Below are 14,020 nucleotides of genomic sequence, written 5' to 3' on the forward strand. Positions count from 1 at the left end.
CGGGTTTTATACCATTACGTCCTGCAATACTTTTGTGATATAAATTAATACTATGGAAACGCAGGAAATAATTAATTATCAAAGAATTGCAGGGGCGATAGATTATATCAAAACCAATTTTAAGGCACAGCCTAATTTGGATGAAGTGGCCGAACAGGTAAACCTTAGTCCGTTTCATTTTCAGCGTATGTTTACGGAATGGGCCGGTATCAGTCCGAAAAAGTTTATGCAATACCTTAGCGTTGAGCACGCCAAGGGAATACTGAAACAACAGCAGGCCACGCTGTTTGATACCGCCTTTGAAACCGGTCTGTCAGGCACAGGCCGCCTGCACGATCTGTTCATTAACCTCGAAGGCATGACCCCGGCCGAATACAAGAACGGAGGCGCCGCGCTAACCATCAATTACAGTTTCGCCGAAAGCCCGTTCGGGGATGTCATTGTGGCTTCAACCTCAAAAGGTATTTGCCACTTGGCTTTCGCCGATGAAAGGGAAGAAGCATTTAAGCAATTGCAGGCGCAATTCCCGAACGCGGTATACCATCAGTTTGCTGATAAGCTACAGCAAGACGCGCTATTCATCTTCAAGCGTGACTGGAGCGAACTCAGCGAAGTAAAGCTCCATCTAAAAGGTACCGCCTTTCAGCTAAAAGTATGGCAGGCATTATTAAGGGTTCCCGCAGGTGGCTTATCTACCTACGCCATGATAGCGCAGGACGTACAATCGCCGGCGGCTTACCGTGCAGTAGGTACCGCGGTTGGCGATAACCCGGTAGCGTTTTTAATCCCTTGCCACAGGGTGATCAAGTCTACAGGAGAATTCGGCCAGTACCATTGGGGCGCAACCCGCAAAACAGCCATGATAGGCTGGGAAGCGGCAGGCGCGGAGTTGAACACCATAAACGGCTAAGCAAAATGGATCTGCAACAAAAAATATCCGGCATAGATAAAGAAGCTCTTGCCGATGACCTTAACCGTACGGGTTACGCGCAGGTAAGCGGTTTGCTAACATCCGCTGAATGCGACGAGCTGATTAGTAATTATTCTGCAACAAAGCTTTACCGGAAAACGGTAATCATGGAGCGGCATCAGTATGGCATAGGGGAATACAAATATTTCAATTATCCGCTACCAGCAATAGTGCAGCAGCTACGTGAAAATATTTACCCTTTGCTTGCACCGATTGCCAACAAGTGGATGCAGGTATTGGGTATAGATAAGCAGTTTCCAAGCACACATGAGGAATTGATCAGCTACTGCCATCAAAACGGACAAGTTGAACCTACACCGCTCATATTGCGATATGGCCAAACGGGTTATAATGCCCTGCACCAGGATCTGTATGGAGAAATCTTCTTCCCGATGCAGGCAGTGATCATATTGAGCCAGCCCGGCGAAGATTTTGAAGGCGGCGAATTTGTATTGGTAGAGCAGCGACCAAGAGCACAGTCAAAAGCGATGGTATTAAAACCGCGCAAAGGCGATCTGCTGATGTTTACCACCAATTTCAGGCCGGTTGCGGGCAGTCGTGGTTATCACCGGGTAAACATGCGCCATGGCGTAAGCGAAATTACAAGCGGCAACAGGTATACCCTCGGCGTCATTTTTCACGACGCACAGTAGTAAAAAGCTCGTTTACAACCCTTGGTTTTGCAATTTCTACTTATAGTTAAGTAGGCTTGCATTTTAAAATTTATAAAAAATATATTTCTCATTTACGATATTATTACTAATTTTCGTTGTTTTTTTAATATGTCGCAATAAAAGCCACATTTAGCTGTGTTTGTTAAGAGAATATAAATTTTATTTACCTATGCTTTTTAACTCTATTGGGTTTTTGATTTTTTTGCCGGTCGTGTTTCTCTTGTACTGGTTTGTGTTCAGCAAAAATCTTAAATATCAAAACATCTTTATCCTTATTTCGAGCTATATTTTTTATGGCTGGTGGGATTGGCGCTTTGTATTTCTGCTTATTCTGTCCACCTGTATCGATTTTTATTTCGGGCTCATCATCTATCGGTCCGTCAATCGAAAGAAGCTGTTTCTCTGGCTAAGCATATTTAATAACCTCATTATTCTCTGCTTTTTTAAATACTATAACTTCTTTGCCGGTTCGGCCGAGGTGTTCCTGAATGGCATAGGTTTCCAGGTGCACCCGTATATGCTGGCTATCGCGCTGCCGGTGGGTATCTCGTTTTACACGTTCCACGGTATGTCTTACGTGGTTGATATCTACAGGGGCAATACCATCCCAACCAAAAACTTTGTTAACTATTCGGCTTTCGTGTGTTTCTTCCCGCTGCTGGTGGCCGGGCCTATTGAAAGGGCTACGCACCTGCTGCCGCAGATAGAAAAGAAACGTGAGTTCAGCTACGAAAAAGCGCTGGATGGTATACGGCAAATGCTTTGGGGTTTTTTTAAAAAGATGGTAGTGGCCGATAATTGCGCCATCTATGTAAACCAAATTTTTGATAATTACCAGCACCTGCCCGCCAGTACATTAGTATTGGGCGCGGTGTATTTCGCCTTCCAGATCTATTGCGATTTCTCCGGTTATTCAGATATCGCGCTGGGTTGCGCCCGTTTGTTCGGCTTCGAATTGCTGCGAAACTTCGCCTATCCGTACTTTGCGCGTGATATCGCCGAGTTCTGGCGCAGGTGGCACATGTCGCTTACTACCTGGTTCCGCGATTACTTGTACATCCCGTTGGGTGGCAGCCGTGGTACTACTTATACTGTAGTGCGCAATACCTTCATCATATTTATAGTGAGTGGTTTTTGGCATGGCGCCAACTGGACATTCATCGCATGGGGTTTCCTGAACGCGCTGTACTTTTTACCGCTGGTACTGGCCAAGCAAAACCGCAAAAACCTGAATGGCATTGCCGAGGGGCGTATGATACCGAGCATTCGCGAAGTGCTGCAAATACTGGGTACCTTTGCCTTAACTACCTTCGCCTGGATCTTTTTCAGGGCTGCCAGCATAGCAGAGGCCTTTTCGTACATCGGGCATATCTTCTCAAAATCAATACTAACGCCGCCAACTAACACGGGCAGCGATGTGTTTTTGCCGATATTGATCATAGTACTGTTGGTAATTGAATGGGCCAACCGCACTAAACCACACGCCTTGCAAAACCTGGGCGATATGAAATTCTTTAAAAAGAGCTATGTAAGGTGGGGCTATTACATCACCCTGATATGGCTTATTTTATGGTTAGGCGCGCAGCAACAAAGTTTTATCTATTTCCAATTCTAAATAACAATGGCCATTAAGAAATTTTTAACAAAAGTAGCATTGTTTGTATTGGTGTTTTTAGGGATAAACGCCGTTATTGTTGGGGTTATATTTGCGGTATCAAACAATGTATCGTTCAAACTGCCTAAGGAGAAACACGTTTTGGTAATAGGCGATTCGCATACTACGCTCGCTGTAAATGATAAATATCTGCCGCAGGGTATCAATATGTCTTCAGAAGGGGAGGGTTACATATATACCTATCTTAAACTGAAAAAAATGCTGGCTGCCAACAAGCATATCGATACGGTGATACTATCTTTCAACTTTAACAGTATCTATAAAGCAAGGGATGAATGGACTATCGGCGATAGCTACATAACCGGGCATATACCTCATTATCTGCCGTTTTTTGGTGCCGATGAGTACGATGTGTTTAAATGCCGTACTGCTTTTTACGGTGCCATATTTAAAATGCCTTATGAAAATAAAAAGGCGCTTTTTAACCTGCTTACCAACCGCTTTAAAGTGAGGGATTTGCACCTGGGTGGTTATGTACCCGTAAAAGGAAGCAAATTGGGTAAGGATATTGAAATACGAAGCAAGGCTGCTAAAATGAAAGCCGACTTTGAAGGGTATTCAACATACCAGTTAACTTATCTTAACAAGATAATCGCTGCCTGTAAAGATGCCGGTAAAACGGTGATTCTGCTAAATACGCCTATTAATAAGCGCGGGTTGATGTTATTCAACACAAAAAAATACTACGAGTATTATAACACGCATTTGAAAAATATCCCGCTGTGGGATTATAATGACTTGCCTTACAGCGATGATGAATTTAGGGATGTGGATCACCTGAATTCAGCAGGGGCTAAAAAATTCACTATTTTGTTAGATCAAAAGTTGCGCGATCCGCAAAAATAGATCAGCATAAAAGCGATAAGCAATAATTAAGAAAATATGGAGTTTCCTAATTACATAACCGTTATGAGGATACCTGCACTTGTTATATTGTTTATCGCTTTTGCTTTTAAAGCCAATGCCCAACAGGCTGATACCACGGTTTACGACCGCTATCTCGACTTTAACCTTGCCCGCCTGGATGGCGACCTGCCTAAAGCTTTTGAAATAGGTAAAAAGATATTGCCCAATGTAGATAAACTGGCACCTAAAGAACAGATCAGTTTTTACAACAGTATTGGTAAGGTATATGAAGATAGCGACCAGCCCGATGCTGCCGAACTATACTACAAAAAGGTAGCCGAAGCCATGCCCGATTATTACGTGGTGCACCGCGCCTTGGGCTATATTTATGCCGACAGGGCCAAGCGTTTGTTCGACGAGTTAAATACAGCGGGTGCCGATAAAAAAGCCGAAGCTTTTACTAAATACAAAGCCGAAGCCCAACTGGCTGCAACCCACCTCGAAAAAGCCCAGGCCTGCGACCCAAGTGATGAAACGCTGGAACTTATCAAATCTTTATATACTAATATGAAAGATAATAAGGGCTTACAATCGCTTAATAAACGCATTAAAGAAAAAAGCAAAACCTGTATAGATATATTGAGCGACCAATAGCCTGAACTGTTTACACAGCTTCAGCGGCAATCATATCATTGTTGAAAACATCAGTTCGCTCAAAGCCAATACCCTTCTCCTGCGCCCATTTAATGAAACCTTCTATTCGTTCTGTAAACGCGTTGCCCGAGTTGCGTGAAATGTAAGAGGGTAGTCCGTAGTCAGGATTCTTAAGATCGGTAAACTCCCATGGGTGAAAATAGATGTTCAAGTAGCCGTCCTTTTTATAGGTGCGATAGCTCATTTGCTTTATCAGCCACATGGGTAAGTTATGAAAGCTGAGCCAAAAAAGCGGGAAACGCATACTTGGTGTTACCGATGATGGCAGCTGCAAGGTGCCCTCTTCCATATAACGGGTCCGGGGCTTATCCAGGTGATTGTAGCGGCCGGGCAACCATGTAGGGTTAATAGACGAATTGTAGGTATAGCCGCTGTTTTTAAGTTCGGCAAGGTTCACAGGCATCATACGCGCCATCCGGAAACCGCTCACCGTTGCGCCCGAAAGCTGCTCTAAAGCCAGTTTTGATTGCAGCAGGTGTTCATCCTTAAAATCGGAATGGTAGTAGCCATGCGATGCCAGTTCGTGCCCTTCGTTTACAATCCGGGCTATTATTTCGGGGCAATTCACGGCATAGTTGGCCGTTACAAAGAAGGTGGCTTTTATACCCCTTCGCTGTAGCATATCCAAAATGGTAATGGTGCCTTGGGTAGATACGTTCAACTGCCTCTCAAAATCAAGCGTTTTACCGTATTCTAATGGCAGGTCAAACTCCTCTACATCAAAGCTTAACAAGATCATAGTCGGTTTTGATGAAGTTTGCAGAACGGATAATAAAGCTTGGCCGTTGCTTGGCTTGCATAAATAGTTTGCCTAAATACATGCCTATTATACCCAATACAAATAATTGCAGGCCGCCAAAAAAGGCTATAGTGGCTATTATTGATGCCCAGCCCGATACATTGATATGCAGCAAATAGCTGATAATGATATAAGGGATATACAGCAGCGAACCCACTGAAAACACAATGCCTACACCGGTAACCATGTACAAAGGTTTCACGCTGAAAGACATGATGCTGTTAATAGCCAGTTTGAACAGTTTGAAAAAGGAATAACTGGCCTCGCCCGATAACCTTTCGGCAGGATTGTAAGGAATCCCTATTTGCCTGAAGCCAACCCATTTTACCATCCCCCTGAAAAATATTTCGTATTCGTTCAGCTGGCGTAATTGCTGTACCACCTTTTTATCCAGCAGCCTGAAATCGGCAATGCCATCTTCCAGTTGAATATCCGACAGCATATTCAAACCTTTATAGAATAGCTTTGATGATACCTTTTGGTAGGTTTTGGCATGCGCGTTGGTCTTTTCACGATAGGTATAAACCACATCATAATCCTGCTCCCAGTACTTTACCATTTCGGAGATCAGTTGGGGCGGATGTTGCAGGTCGGCATCCATTGTAATTACGGCATCGCCGGTAGCCATTTGTATACCGGCCTGTAAGGCCTGGTCTTTACCAAAGTTGCGGGCAAGTTCTACATAATGTACTTCCGGATGTATCTCCGTTTGGATCTTTATTTCGTTCAGCGTATTATCTTTGCTGCCGTCATCTACAAAAATACATTCAAAATCGTAAGCTAAATTGCTGAAGAGTTTGTACAGTTCACTCACCAGCGCAGCAATATTCTTTTCTTCGTTGTGTGCAGGCACTACGATAGATATTTTTTTCATTTTACCACGTGATAGATTGCAAATATAATACTTATTGGCAAGTGTAAATTAATTGTTACAAAGATTTCTGCCAGATGACAGATTTTGCCTAACATTGCGTTTTAAAACTTAAATCTTTAATGACAAAGAAGTTCCTTCGCCTTAACGGCTATCAATGGACGTGCATTTTGTACGTCGCTGTGGCCGTTTTTTGCTGGCAATTGAAATATTTCAGGCATATAGATAACAACTACCTCATTTTTCGCCAATCATATTATCACGCTAAAGCTCATCTTAATCTTTACCAGCATTATCCGGCCGAATATTATGATGTGTTTCTGTATGGTCCACTTTTTACTTTTTTTGTAGCACCGTTCGCTGTGCTGCCCGAAGTGGTGGGCTTCTTTTTTTGGGAAGTGTTCAATGCCGCCGCGTTTCTGCTGGCCGTTCACCTGCTGCCGTTTAATAACAAGATAAAAACAGCTATTTTGCTGTTGTGTGTGGTTGAGTTTGCCAATTCGGTACACTATATGCAGTTTAACCCGGTGATAGCGGCACTCATCATCCTATCATTCATTATGGTAAAAAAGGAGAAAGACCATTGGGCTACGCTGCTCACTATTTTCGGCGCTTTCATGAAGGTTTACCCCATAGCGGGGCTGGCCTTTTTCGTATTTTCAAAGCATAAAGGAAAATTTATAGGCTGGGGTTTGTTTTGGATAGTAGTATGCATCTGTTTGCCCGCCCTTATTTCGGGCCCTGGTTTTCTACTGCAATCGTACCGGGATTGGTTTGACGCATTAAGCGCTAAGAACCTGCTCAACGAAAGCCTTACCAGCGGACAGGATTGGTGTGTAATGGGAGTAGCCCGTCGTTTAACGCAAAACGCTGCTTTGCCTAATTGGCCTTTTTTACTTGGCGGCGCTGTGGTATTTGGTTTGGCGTTACTGCGTTTTGAGCAGTATCGCTCGCTTAAATTTCAATTGCAGGTAATGTGTTCGGTATTGCTGATGGTGGTGATCTTTAGTACCGGGTCTGAGCATCCTACCTTTATCATTGCAACTGCCGGGGCTGTAATTTATATCATGATGCAGCCACGGCCATTCATCGGTTTAAATATGGTGTTTTTGATATTGCTGATCGTGATCACGGGGCTTGGCCCGTCAGACGCTTTTCCGCGTTTTATGCGCGATTGGATGCAGAACCTTGCCATGAAAGCCTGGCCATGTATAATAATATGGTGTAAAATAACTTACGAACTGCTGTTTAAAGATTTTAACGCGGATCCTCTGAATATAAAAGATATTGACATTGATTTCAGTAAGTACTTAAAAGCAGCACATACCTAATTAGTTATTTCTAACAGATAACGATTATAAGAGATAGGCCTAAATTGCTAATTACTGTAAAGTTTGCCATTCCGGGGCTTGTAACCCATAATTTTTTATGTATTTTTAAAAGACTATTAATTGGTGATTTAACCATTTATTGAGGTTAATTTCATGTACAAAGTTTTAACGCTGCTGTTTGTGTTGTTATGTGCTGCATCTATGCGTAGCTATGCGCAAAAGGAAAGCAATTTTTGGTACTTCGGCAGAAATGCCGGTGTTGATTTTAATACAGATACGCCCACTCCCATAACCGGTAGTTTAAATACGGATGAAGGCTGCGCAAGCATTGCTGACAAAGATGGCAATTTGCTTTTTTATACAGATGGTGTAAGGGTTTACAGTAAAAATCACACTACCATGGTAAATGGTACCGGTTTAGATGGAGCGCCTTCTTCAACACAATCTGCCGTTATTGTACCACACCCGAACAACCCGCAATTGTTTTATATTTTCACTGTTTTTGTAGAGGGCAGGGGAGGGCTTGAATACTCTATTGTAGACATCTCAAAGTTTGATGGGATGGGCGAGGTGATTACCAAAAATGTAAAACTATTAGATATTAGCACCGAAAAGGTAACAGCGGTAGCGCATCAAAATGGTATAGATATATGGGTAATAGGGCATAAGTTTGGCAACAATGAGTTTTATAGTTATAGGGTTACGGCTGATGGTGTAAATCCCGAACCCATTATTTCAGCAGTAGGATCTTATATGGGTGGAAAAGCCGATGCTACAAGAGGATACCTCAAGGCATCGCCAAATGGTAAAAAACTTGCAGCAGCCGTGGGCAGCGGCGAGCTTACTGACGTTGAAAATGCCGGTTCTTTTGTGGAGGTATATGACTTTGATAAAAATACAGGCAGGGTATCAAACCCGGCAAGATTAGGTAACATAAGTGCAACACCCCTGGCCCAGGCCTATGGTATTGAATTTTCACCGAACGGAAATTTGCTATATGTGAGTTTATTCTCAAATAATAAGCCGGAGGGCCTGTATCAGGTTAAATTGCCCGTTACCCGTGGTGATTTACCTGATAAGGGTATTAAAATTACTGAAGGTTATATTTATGGAGCACTGCAACTGGCCAGTAATGGAAAAATATATGTAGCGCAAAATAATGGTGATTACCTGCATAGTATTGATGAACCCGATAAAGAAGGACCCGACTGTCATTTTACATTGAACAGTATTCATTTATTGGCTAAAAGCGCGCTTGGGCTTCCCACTTTTATTCAAACTTTTTTCAACAGGTTTGGAGTTGCGCAATCCGGTGCATGTATAGGCGACGTTTCGCAGTTCACTATAAATACCGGTATTGATATTACAAAGCAGGTATGGGATTTTGGTGACCCGCAATCGGGGCCGCAAAACACTTCAACCGAACGAAACCCTGAGCATTATTACTCTACACCGGGCAATTATACGGTTAAGGTTACCTACTATTACAAAGAAAGGCCTTTTTTGCCGGAGCAGTCAGCCGTGTATACGATAGATGTGCTCATTAACGATTTTCCGAAGGTTGACCTCGGCAGTGACGTTACGTTATTTTATGGGCAAACTTTAACACTTGATGCAGGCAATCCGCAAAGTTCATTTTTATGGAACGATGGTACCCGTACGCAAAAGAAAATAGTTACCGACCCGGGAACTTATAATGTAAAGGTTTATAACGGCGATAAATGCGTGGTTGAAGATGCTATTACCGTAACCTATGATCAGCTTATTGATGTAAGGTTGCCATCAGACGCCGAAATTTGCAACGGGCAAACCATAGTGCTAAACCCTGAGCTTCCGGGGGCTACATACATTTGGTCAACCGGCAGTACGGAGTCGTCTATTACTGTAACTGAACCCGGTACATATTGGGTGGAAATTACTAATAAATACGGTAACCGTGTGCAGCGCGATACTATCAATATTAAAGCTTGTGCTTATAAACCTTTAAGTATACCCAATGCTTTTACGCCAAATGGCGATGGTGTAAATGATGTTTGGGTAATAACAAATATCGAAACTACACAAAACAACCGGCTTTACATTTATAACCGTTATGGGGTGTTGCTCAGATCTTTCCGTAATTATTCAAATAACTGGAATGGAACCTATAACGGAAAGGAGCTCCCCGCCGGTACTTATTATTACATCATTGAAGCCGATAATATTCAGCGGCGTAAAGGGTATATAAGTATTTTGCGTTAGTTGAATAGCAAACGCGCTAAAATTCGATACTTTTCCCCTGTTGCGGGTAGGTGAGCTTTAAACCAAGCGGATTGTTGGCTTTCAACTGTTCCTTTATCTTTTTAATGCTGGCTTCAGGTGGTTTTACGTGGGTGATTATCACGTTAACGCCTTGCAGATTGCCTGCTACTTTGGCCAATGCCTGCATCTCTTTCATTAGCCAGTTGGGTGTAAAATGGCCAAACAGGGTTTTGTCAGGCTGCTCATTCGGGAAGGATACCTCTATCATGATCGCCCTTAACTGTTTGCTTTTTATCAGGGGTGCTATAGCCTGCCAAAGTGCTTGCAGTTTATCGCTTTTCTCCGTTTCATCGGCCCCGGTATCGCCAAGGTAAAGCAGGTACGCTTCATTGCTTTTTACTAAAAACGCGGTGCTGGTAAGGTTGGAATGGCTCAGCGGGAATGCTTTTACCTGCAAGTTGGTATTATCAATATTTGTTTCAATACCCGGTTCTAAAGGTTTGTAGGTATATTTCTTTAACGTTGGCTTCTCGCCCTCGTTGGCGAAGTTTGCCCAGCTCTCCCAGGTAAAATAATCTTTTTTAATGGTTTCGAGCGTGCTTTGCAAACCGTAAATATTCTTCACGCTGTCTTCAGGAGAGTTGATGATCAAGCCAGAAATATGATCGAGATGCGCGTGTGATATAAAATAACCTTTAATATATTGCTTCAGTACCTTATCCCCGCTTATGTTAAAGGCATGTTTTTTTACTGCTTTTTCAATGCCAAAATGCAATGTACCGGCATCAAGGCATATGTAATTATCGCTGCCTTTGGCAGCTACCATATAGGCTGATAAGTTACTCTCATCAATGCCGCCCTTCACACCCAAGGGTACTATCCGGAATGCAGGAGCCTGCTTGCCTTGCGCAATGCCTAATAACGGTAATAACAGCAGCGATAAAAATGTATATAGCAGGCGCATCTTTGTTAGTTTAATGAGTTGCAAAAATAGTATTCCTGTACGTTTAAGCAGGTAACTATTCGGTTTTCATTTCTTCCTGGGCCTTTTCTTTATACTCGTAATCGCCCCCGAGGATATAGCCCCACGGTTTGAGGGTTTCTACCCGGTCGAATATGATCTTCATAATGGCGATCATAGGTATGGAAAGGAACATGCCCGAAAGCCCCCATATCATTTCGCCGACGATAATGCCGATAAAGGTAATGAGCGCGTTGAGCCGCACCTTTGAGCCCACAATAACCGGCAACAAAAAATTAGCATCAACCGCGTGGATCACTACCACGGCAATACCCACTGTAACCGTATGTGGAATAGTACCTGTGGCAAAAGTGATGATGCAGCTTAGCAGCAACGCGGTAAATATCCCTATGTACGGGATGATGTTGAACAACCCTACAATAATGCCCAATAGCACAGCATACTTAATACCGATAAGCCAGAATGCCGTACAGGCTATAAATGCCACCACGATCATCTCCAGCAGTAAACCTAAAATATACTGGCGCAAAATGCTTTGTATATTCTCCACAATATCAAATACCGTTTTTGAGTATTCTTTGTCAAATACCCACATAATAAAGCGGAACAGCAACGTGCGGTAAAACAGGATGAAGAAGGTGAATATCAATATAAAAATATAGAACAACAGGAGAGACGACACCGCGCCAAAGGTAGTGCCCAGTACCGCAGTGCCCGATTCCATTATTTTCTGCGTGGTTTCGTGTACGTAGTTGAGTTGTTTGTTGGCGTTGATATGGAAGGTAAGTTCTATCCAATCTTGTATGCTGGTGAGCGATTGCGTAACCTGTGTTTTCAGCATAGGCCAGTCGTTGGCCAGCGATGATATTTGCGAGCCCACCAAATAAAGTAAGCCGCCTATTACGCCCACAAAAACGATGATAGATAGGAAGGAGGCAGCGCTGCGCGGCAGCTTGCATTTGCGTTCAAAGAAATTGCAAACGGGTAATAGCAGTACAGCGAACAGGAAACCAAACAACAGCGGATCCAGCAGTTCCTTACCTAAAATTACCAGGTAGCTTAAAGCGATGAGGCCTATCAATACAAGGGCTAATCTTTCGTAAAAAGGGGCGATTATTTTCTTAGCAGGCATGTAAATTTTATTTCATAAAGTAGTTGAGTTGATGTAACATCACCGCGGGGTATATGTTTCGGGAAGATAGGGATAATTTGCAGTGTGTTACTAATTTACTTAATTTTGTAACGCTTTAAAAGCTAAAACTTTACTCCGATGGTAATATAACGGCCTGCCGCGTATTTGCTTAAATATCTTGTGTAACAGTGTCGGATTGCGGGCCTTTCTGATCAATCAATCTTTTTATCCATCCCTTATTAATTCCCTTTTTTGTTATGCAAAACGGACCAAACCCTAACGCACTGCATCCCATGGAGCAGTACACTAAACTGGTATATCTCAAAAATATCATTACCCGGCCTAATATTGAGGTGGGCGATTTTACCTATTACGATGATCTTACCGATCCGCTCGGTTTTGAAAATAATAATGTGCTTTACCACTTCGATTTTGTTGGCGATAAACTCATCATCGGTAAGTTTTGCGCCATTGCCTCCGGCGCGAAGTTCATCATGAATGGGGCTAACCACGAGATCAGCCCGATTTCTACCTATCCCTTCGCCATATTTGGTAATGGCTGGGAAAAGATCAACGAAGGTGTTGATGCCGCTAAATATCCCTACAAAGGCGACACGGTAGTAGGTAACGACGTATGGATAGGCCATGAAGCTACCATAATGCCGGGCGTTAAAATTGGCCACGGCGCTGTTATAGCCACGGGTTCGGTAGTTACCCGCGATGTGCCCGACTATGCCATTGTGGGCGGTAACCCGGCAAAGCTGATCCGCAAACGCTTTAATGATGAAAGCATCGGCCGCCTGCTCAAAATAGCCTGGTGGAATTGGCCGGTAGAGAAGATCACACGGCATCTTAAACTCATCAACTCTACAGATATTGATGGGCTTGAAAAGGTAGGGTAGCGTATTTTTTGGCAGGAGAATTGCATGCTGTACATCATCTACTTAAATGAAAAATGTTATGGCAAAGTATTCAGAAAAAGCGCAGGAAAAGGTGGAGGAAACCATGCACGAAATGAAGGAAGGCAAACTGAAAAGCGGTAGTGGTAAAAAAGTGACCAGTAAAAAGCAAGCCGTGGCCATAGGCCTGTCAGAAGCCCGTAAAGAAGGCGCCAAAGTGCCAAAAAGAAAAAGGAAACAGCTTAATAAAAAGAGCGGCAATTGAATAAATTGCCGCTCTTTTAGTATCTGATCATCACATCAGGATTTAACAAAATCGGTAGTTACCCAGGCATCCAATTTGTTTTCGGCATCAAGCTTCAGCAGTTTTTCTACATCGCTGTCTTTTTTATGGGTAGGTTCAATTTTATATTTACTGATGAGCGCTTTTATAGCGTATACATTGGCTTTGTTATTGTCAGGCTCGGCCTTGTGTTGTAAGGTGTATTTAACATAGAATGACATGAAGGTCATCAGCAGCTTAGGGTTCTTATCGGTAAGGTCCATCAACGGTTTGCTGATGCTAACAGTAACCGAAGGACTGCCCTCTATCCAATCAAATATAAACTTGGTGGCATTTGATTGTTTTACAACTTCTTTTGTCCACTCGGTTTGTTGCAGCCAGTCGGTCGCTTTAATAATATCATCGTTGTATTTGGCGTAATCTTCTTTGCTTTCTATCTTATAATCGGGCACCTCAAAGGTTTGTGCCGATGTGGTAAAAGCCCACAGCAGCATAGCTATCAGTATGCAAAAAATATATCTTTTTATAACGGGTTTCATAACAAGCATCAATTGTGCCATGAAATTATTAACTGCATGATTGCCATGCAAATATCCTTGCTGT

14 protein-coding genes are annotated in these 14,020 nt (G+C 42.9%); 9 read left to right on the plus strand and 5 right to left on the minus strand.

Annotated elements, in window-relative coordinates; genetic code table 11:
* The first annotated feature begins 52 nt into the window (after nucleotides 1-52).
* The 5 genes from AC07NA_RS20920 (at nucleotide 53) to AC07NA_RS20940 (ending at nucleotide 4,819) form a co-directional block, all read left to right on the plus strand.
* Nucleotides 53-910: a methylated-DNA--[protein]-cysteine S-methyltransferase gene (locus tag AC07NA_RS20920; protein WP_494899472.1), complete on the plus strand. Its 858-nt coding sequence runs from the start codon at nucleotides 53-55 to the stop codon at nucleotides 908-910.
* Between the two features lie 5 nt (nucleotides 911-915).
* A complete protein-coding gene (locus AC07NA_RS20925; RefSeq protein WP_494899474.1) occupies nucleotides 916-1,623 on the plus strand; it encodes a 2OG-Fe(II) oxygenase in 708 nt (235 codons plus the stop codon).
* A gap of 190 nt (nucleotides 1,624-1,813) precedes the next feature.
* Complete coding sequence (locus tag AC07NA_RS20930; RefSeq protein ID WP_494899476.1) at nucleotides 1,814-3,259, plus strand: MBOAT family O-acyltransferase; 1,446 nt, start codon at nucleotides 1,814-1,816, stop codon at nucleotides 3,257-3,259.
* 6 nt (nucleotides 3,260-3,265) lie between these two features.
* Entirely contained in the window at nucleotides 3,266-4,165 is a 900-nt protein-coding gene (locus tag AC07NA_RS20935) for an LB_356 family protein (protein ID WP_494899478.1), read from the plus strand.
* Nucleotides 4,166-4,228: 63 nt separating this feature from the next.
* Entirely contained in the window at nucleotides 4,229-4,819 is a 591-nt protein-coding gene (locus AC07NA_RS20940; protein WP_494899480.1) for a tetratricopeptide repeat protein, read from the plus strand.
* A 10-nt stretch (nucleotides 4,820-4,829) separates the two neighbouring features.
* Here the strand turns inward: AC07NA_RS20940 and AC07NA_RS20945 are convergent, their stop codons facing one another.
* Nucleotides 4,830-5,618: a polysaccharide deacetylase family protein gene (locus AC07NA_RS20945; protein ID WP_494899482.1), complete on the minus strand. Its 789-nt coding sequence runs from the start codon at nucleotides 5,616-5,618 to the stop codon at nucleotides 4,830-4,832.
* Nucleotides 5,599-6,552, minus strand: a complete 954-nt coding sequence (locus tag AC07NA_RS20950) for a glycosyltransferase family 2 protein (protein WP_494899484.1) — start codon at nucleotides 6,550-6,552, stop codon at nucleotides 5,599-5,601. The genes AC07NA_RS20945 and AC07NA_RS20950 overlap by 20 nt, the downstream gene beginning before the upstream one ends.
* A 119-nt stretch (nucleotides 6,553-6,671) precedes the next feature.
* On the opposite strand from AC07NA_RS20950, the gene AC07NA_RS20955 reads away from it, so the two are divergent.
* Together AC07NA_RS20955 and AC07NA_RS20960 are read left to right on the plus strand one after the other, a co-directional pair.
* On the plus strand, nucleotides 6,672-7,880 hold the full coding sequence (locus tag AC07NA_RS20955) for a glycosyltransferase family 87 protein (RefSeq protein ID WP_494899486.1): 1,209 nt from the start codon (nucleotides 6,672-6,674) through the stop codon (nucleotides 7,878-7,880).
* A gap of 153 nt (nucleotides 7,881-8,033) precedes the next feature.
* Nucleotides 8,034-10,121, plus strand: a complete 2,088-nt coding sequence (locus tag AC07NA_RS20960; RefSeq protein ID WP_494899488.1) for a T9SS type B sorting domain-containing protein — start codon at nucleotides 8,034-8,036, stop codon at nucleotides 10,119-10,121.
* Nucleotides 10,122-10,137: 16 nt separating this feature from the next.
* Here AC07NA_RS20960 and AC07NA_RS20965 read toward each other — a convergent pair whose 3' ends face one another.
* Both AC07NA_RS20965 and AC07NA_RS20970 read right to left on the minus strand, forming a co-directional pair.
* Entirely contained in the window at nucleotides 10,138-11,085 is a 948-nt protein-coding gene (locus AC07NA_RS20965; protein ID WP_494899490.1) for an MBL fold metallo-hydrolase, read from the minus strand.
* Between the two features lie 55 nt (nucleotides 11,086-11,140).
* A complete protein-coding gene (locus AC07NA_RS20970; RefSeq protein WP_494899492.1) occupies nucleotides 11,141-12,235 on the minus strand; it encodes an AI-2E family transporter in 1,095 nt (364 codons plus the stop codon).
* Nucleotides 12,236-12,492: 257 nt separating this feature from the next.
* On the opposite strand from AC07NA_RS20970, the gene AC07NA_RS20975 reads away from it, so the two are divergent.
* Nucleotides 12,493-13,137 carry a CatB-related O-acetyltransferase gene (locus tag AC07NA_RS20975; RefSeq protein WP_494899493.1) on the plus strand — a complete coding sequence of 215 codons (645 nt, stop codon included), beginning with the start codon at nucleotides 12,493-12,495 and terminating at the stop codon, nucleotides 13,135-13,137.
* Nucleotides 13,138-13,195: 58 nt separating this feature from the next.
* Complete coding sequence (locus tag AC07NA_RS20980) at nucleotides 13,196-13,399, plus strand: DUF6496 domain-containing protein (RefSeq protein WP_494899495.1); 204 nt, start codon at nucleotides 13,196-13,198, stop codon at nucleotides 13,397-13,399.
* 35 nt (nucleotides 13,400-13,434) lie between these two features.
* Here the strand turns inward: AC07NA_RS20980 and AC07NA_RS20985 are convergent, their stop codons facing one another.
* Entirely contained in the window at nucleotides 13,435-13,956 is a 522-nt protein-coding gene (locus AC07NA_RS20985) for a hypothetical protein (RefSeq protein ID WP_494899497.1), read from the minus strand.
* Nucleotides 13,957-14,020: the final 64 nt, after the last annotated feature.

It is taken from the genome of Mucilaginibacter sp. GW821-FHT07G05, assembly GCF_059418565.1.

Bases quoted from the DNA above. Each gene is read 5' to 3' on its own strand.
- AC07NA_RS20920 (WP_494899472.1), top strand. From the start codon at position 53: ATGGAAACGCAGGAAATAATTAATTATCAAAGAATTGCAGGGGCGATA.
- AC07NA_RS20925 (WP_494899474.1), top strand. From the start codon at position 916: ATGGATCTGCAACAAAAAATATCCGGCATAGATAAAGAAGCTCTTGCC.
- AC07NA_RS20930 (WP_494899476.1), top strand. From the start codon at position 1,814: ATGCTTTTTAACTCTATTGGGTTTTTGATTTTTTTGCCGGTCGTGTTT.
- AC07NA_RS20935 (WP_494899478.1), top strand. From the start codon at position 3,266: ATGGCCATTAAGAAATTTTTAACAAAAGTAGCATTGTTTGTATTGGTG.
- AC07NA_RS20940 (WP_494899480.1), top strand. From the start codon at position 4,229: ATGAGGATACCTGCACTTGTTATATTGTTTATCGCTTTTGCTTTTAAA.
- AC07NA_RS20945 (WP_494899482.1), bottom strand. From the start codon at position 5,618: ATGATCTTGTTAAGCTTTGATGTAGAGGAGTTTGACCTGCCATTAGAA.
- AC07NA_RS20950 (WP_494899484.1), bottom strand. From the start codon at position 6,552: ATGAAAAAAATATCTATCGTAGTGCCTGCACACAACGAAGAAAAGAAT.
- AC07NA_RS20955 (WP_494899486.1), top strand. From the start codon at position 6,672: ATGACAAAGAAGTTCCTTCGCCTTAACGGCTATCAATGGACGTGCATT.
- AC07NA_RS20960 (WP_494899488.1), top strand. From the start codon at position 8,034: ATGTACAAAGTTTTAACGCTGCTGTTTGTGTTGTTATGTGCTGCATCT.
- AC07NA_RS20965 (WP_494899490.1), bottom strand. From the start codon at position 11,085: ATGCGCCTGCTATATACATTTTTATCGCTGCTGTTATTACCGTTATTA.
- AC07NA_RS20970 (WP_494899492.1), bottom strand. From the start codon at position 12,235: ATGCCTGCTAAGAAAATAATCGCCCCTTTTTACGAAAGATTAGCCCTT.
- AC07NA_RS20975 (WP_494899493.1), top strand. From the start codon at position 12,493: ATGCAAAACGGACCAAACCCTAACGCACTGCATCCCATGGAGCAGTAC.
- AC07NA_RS20980 (WP_494899495.1), top strand. From the start codon at position 13,196: ATGGCAAAGTATTCAGAAAAAGCGCAGGAAAAGGTGGAGGAAACCATG.
- AC07NA_RS20985 (WP_494899497.1), bottom strand. From the start codon at position 13,956: ATGAAACCCGTTATAAAAAGATATATTTTTTGCATACTGATAGCTATG.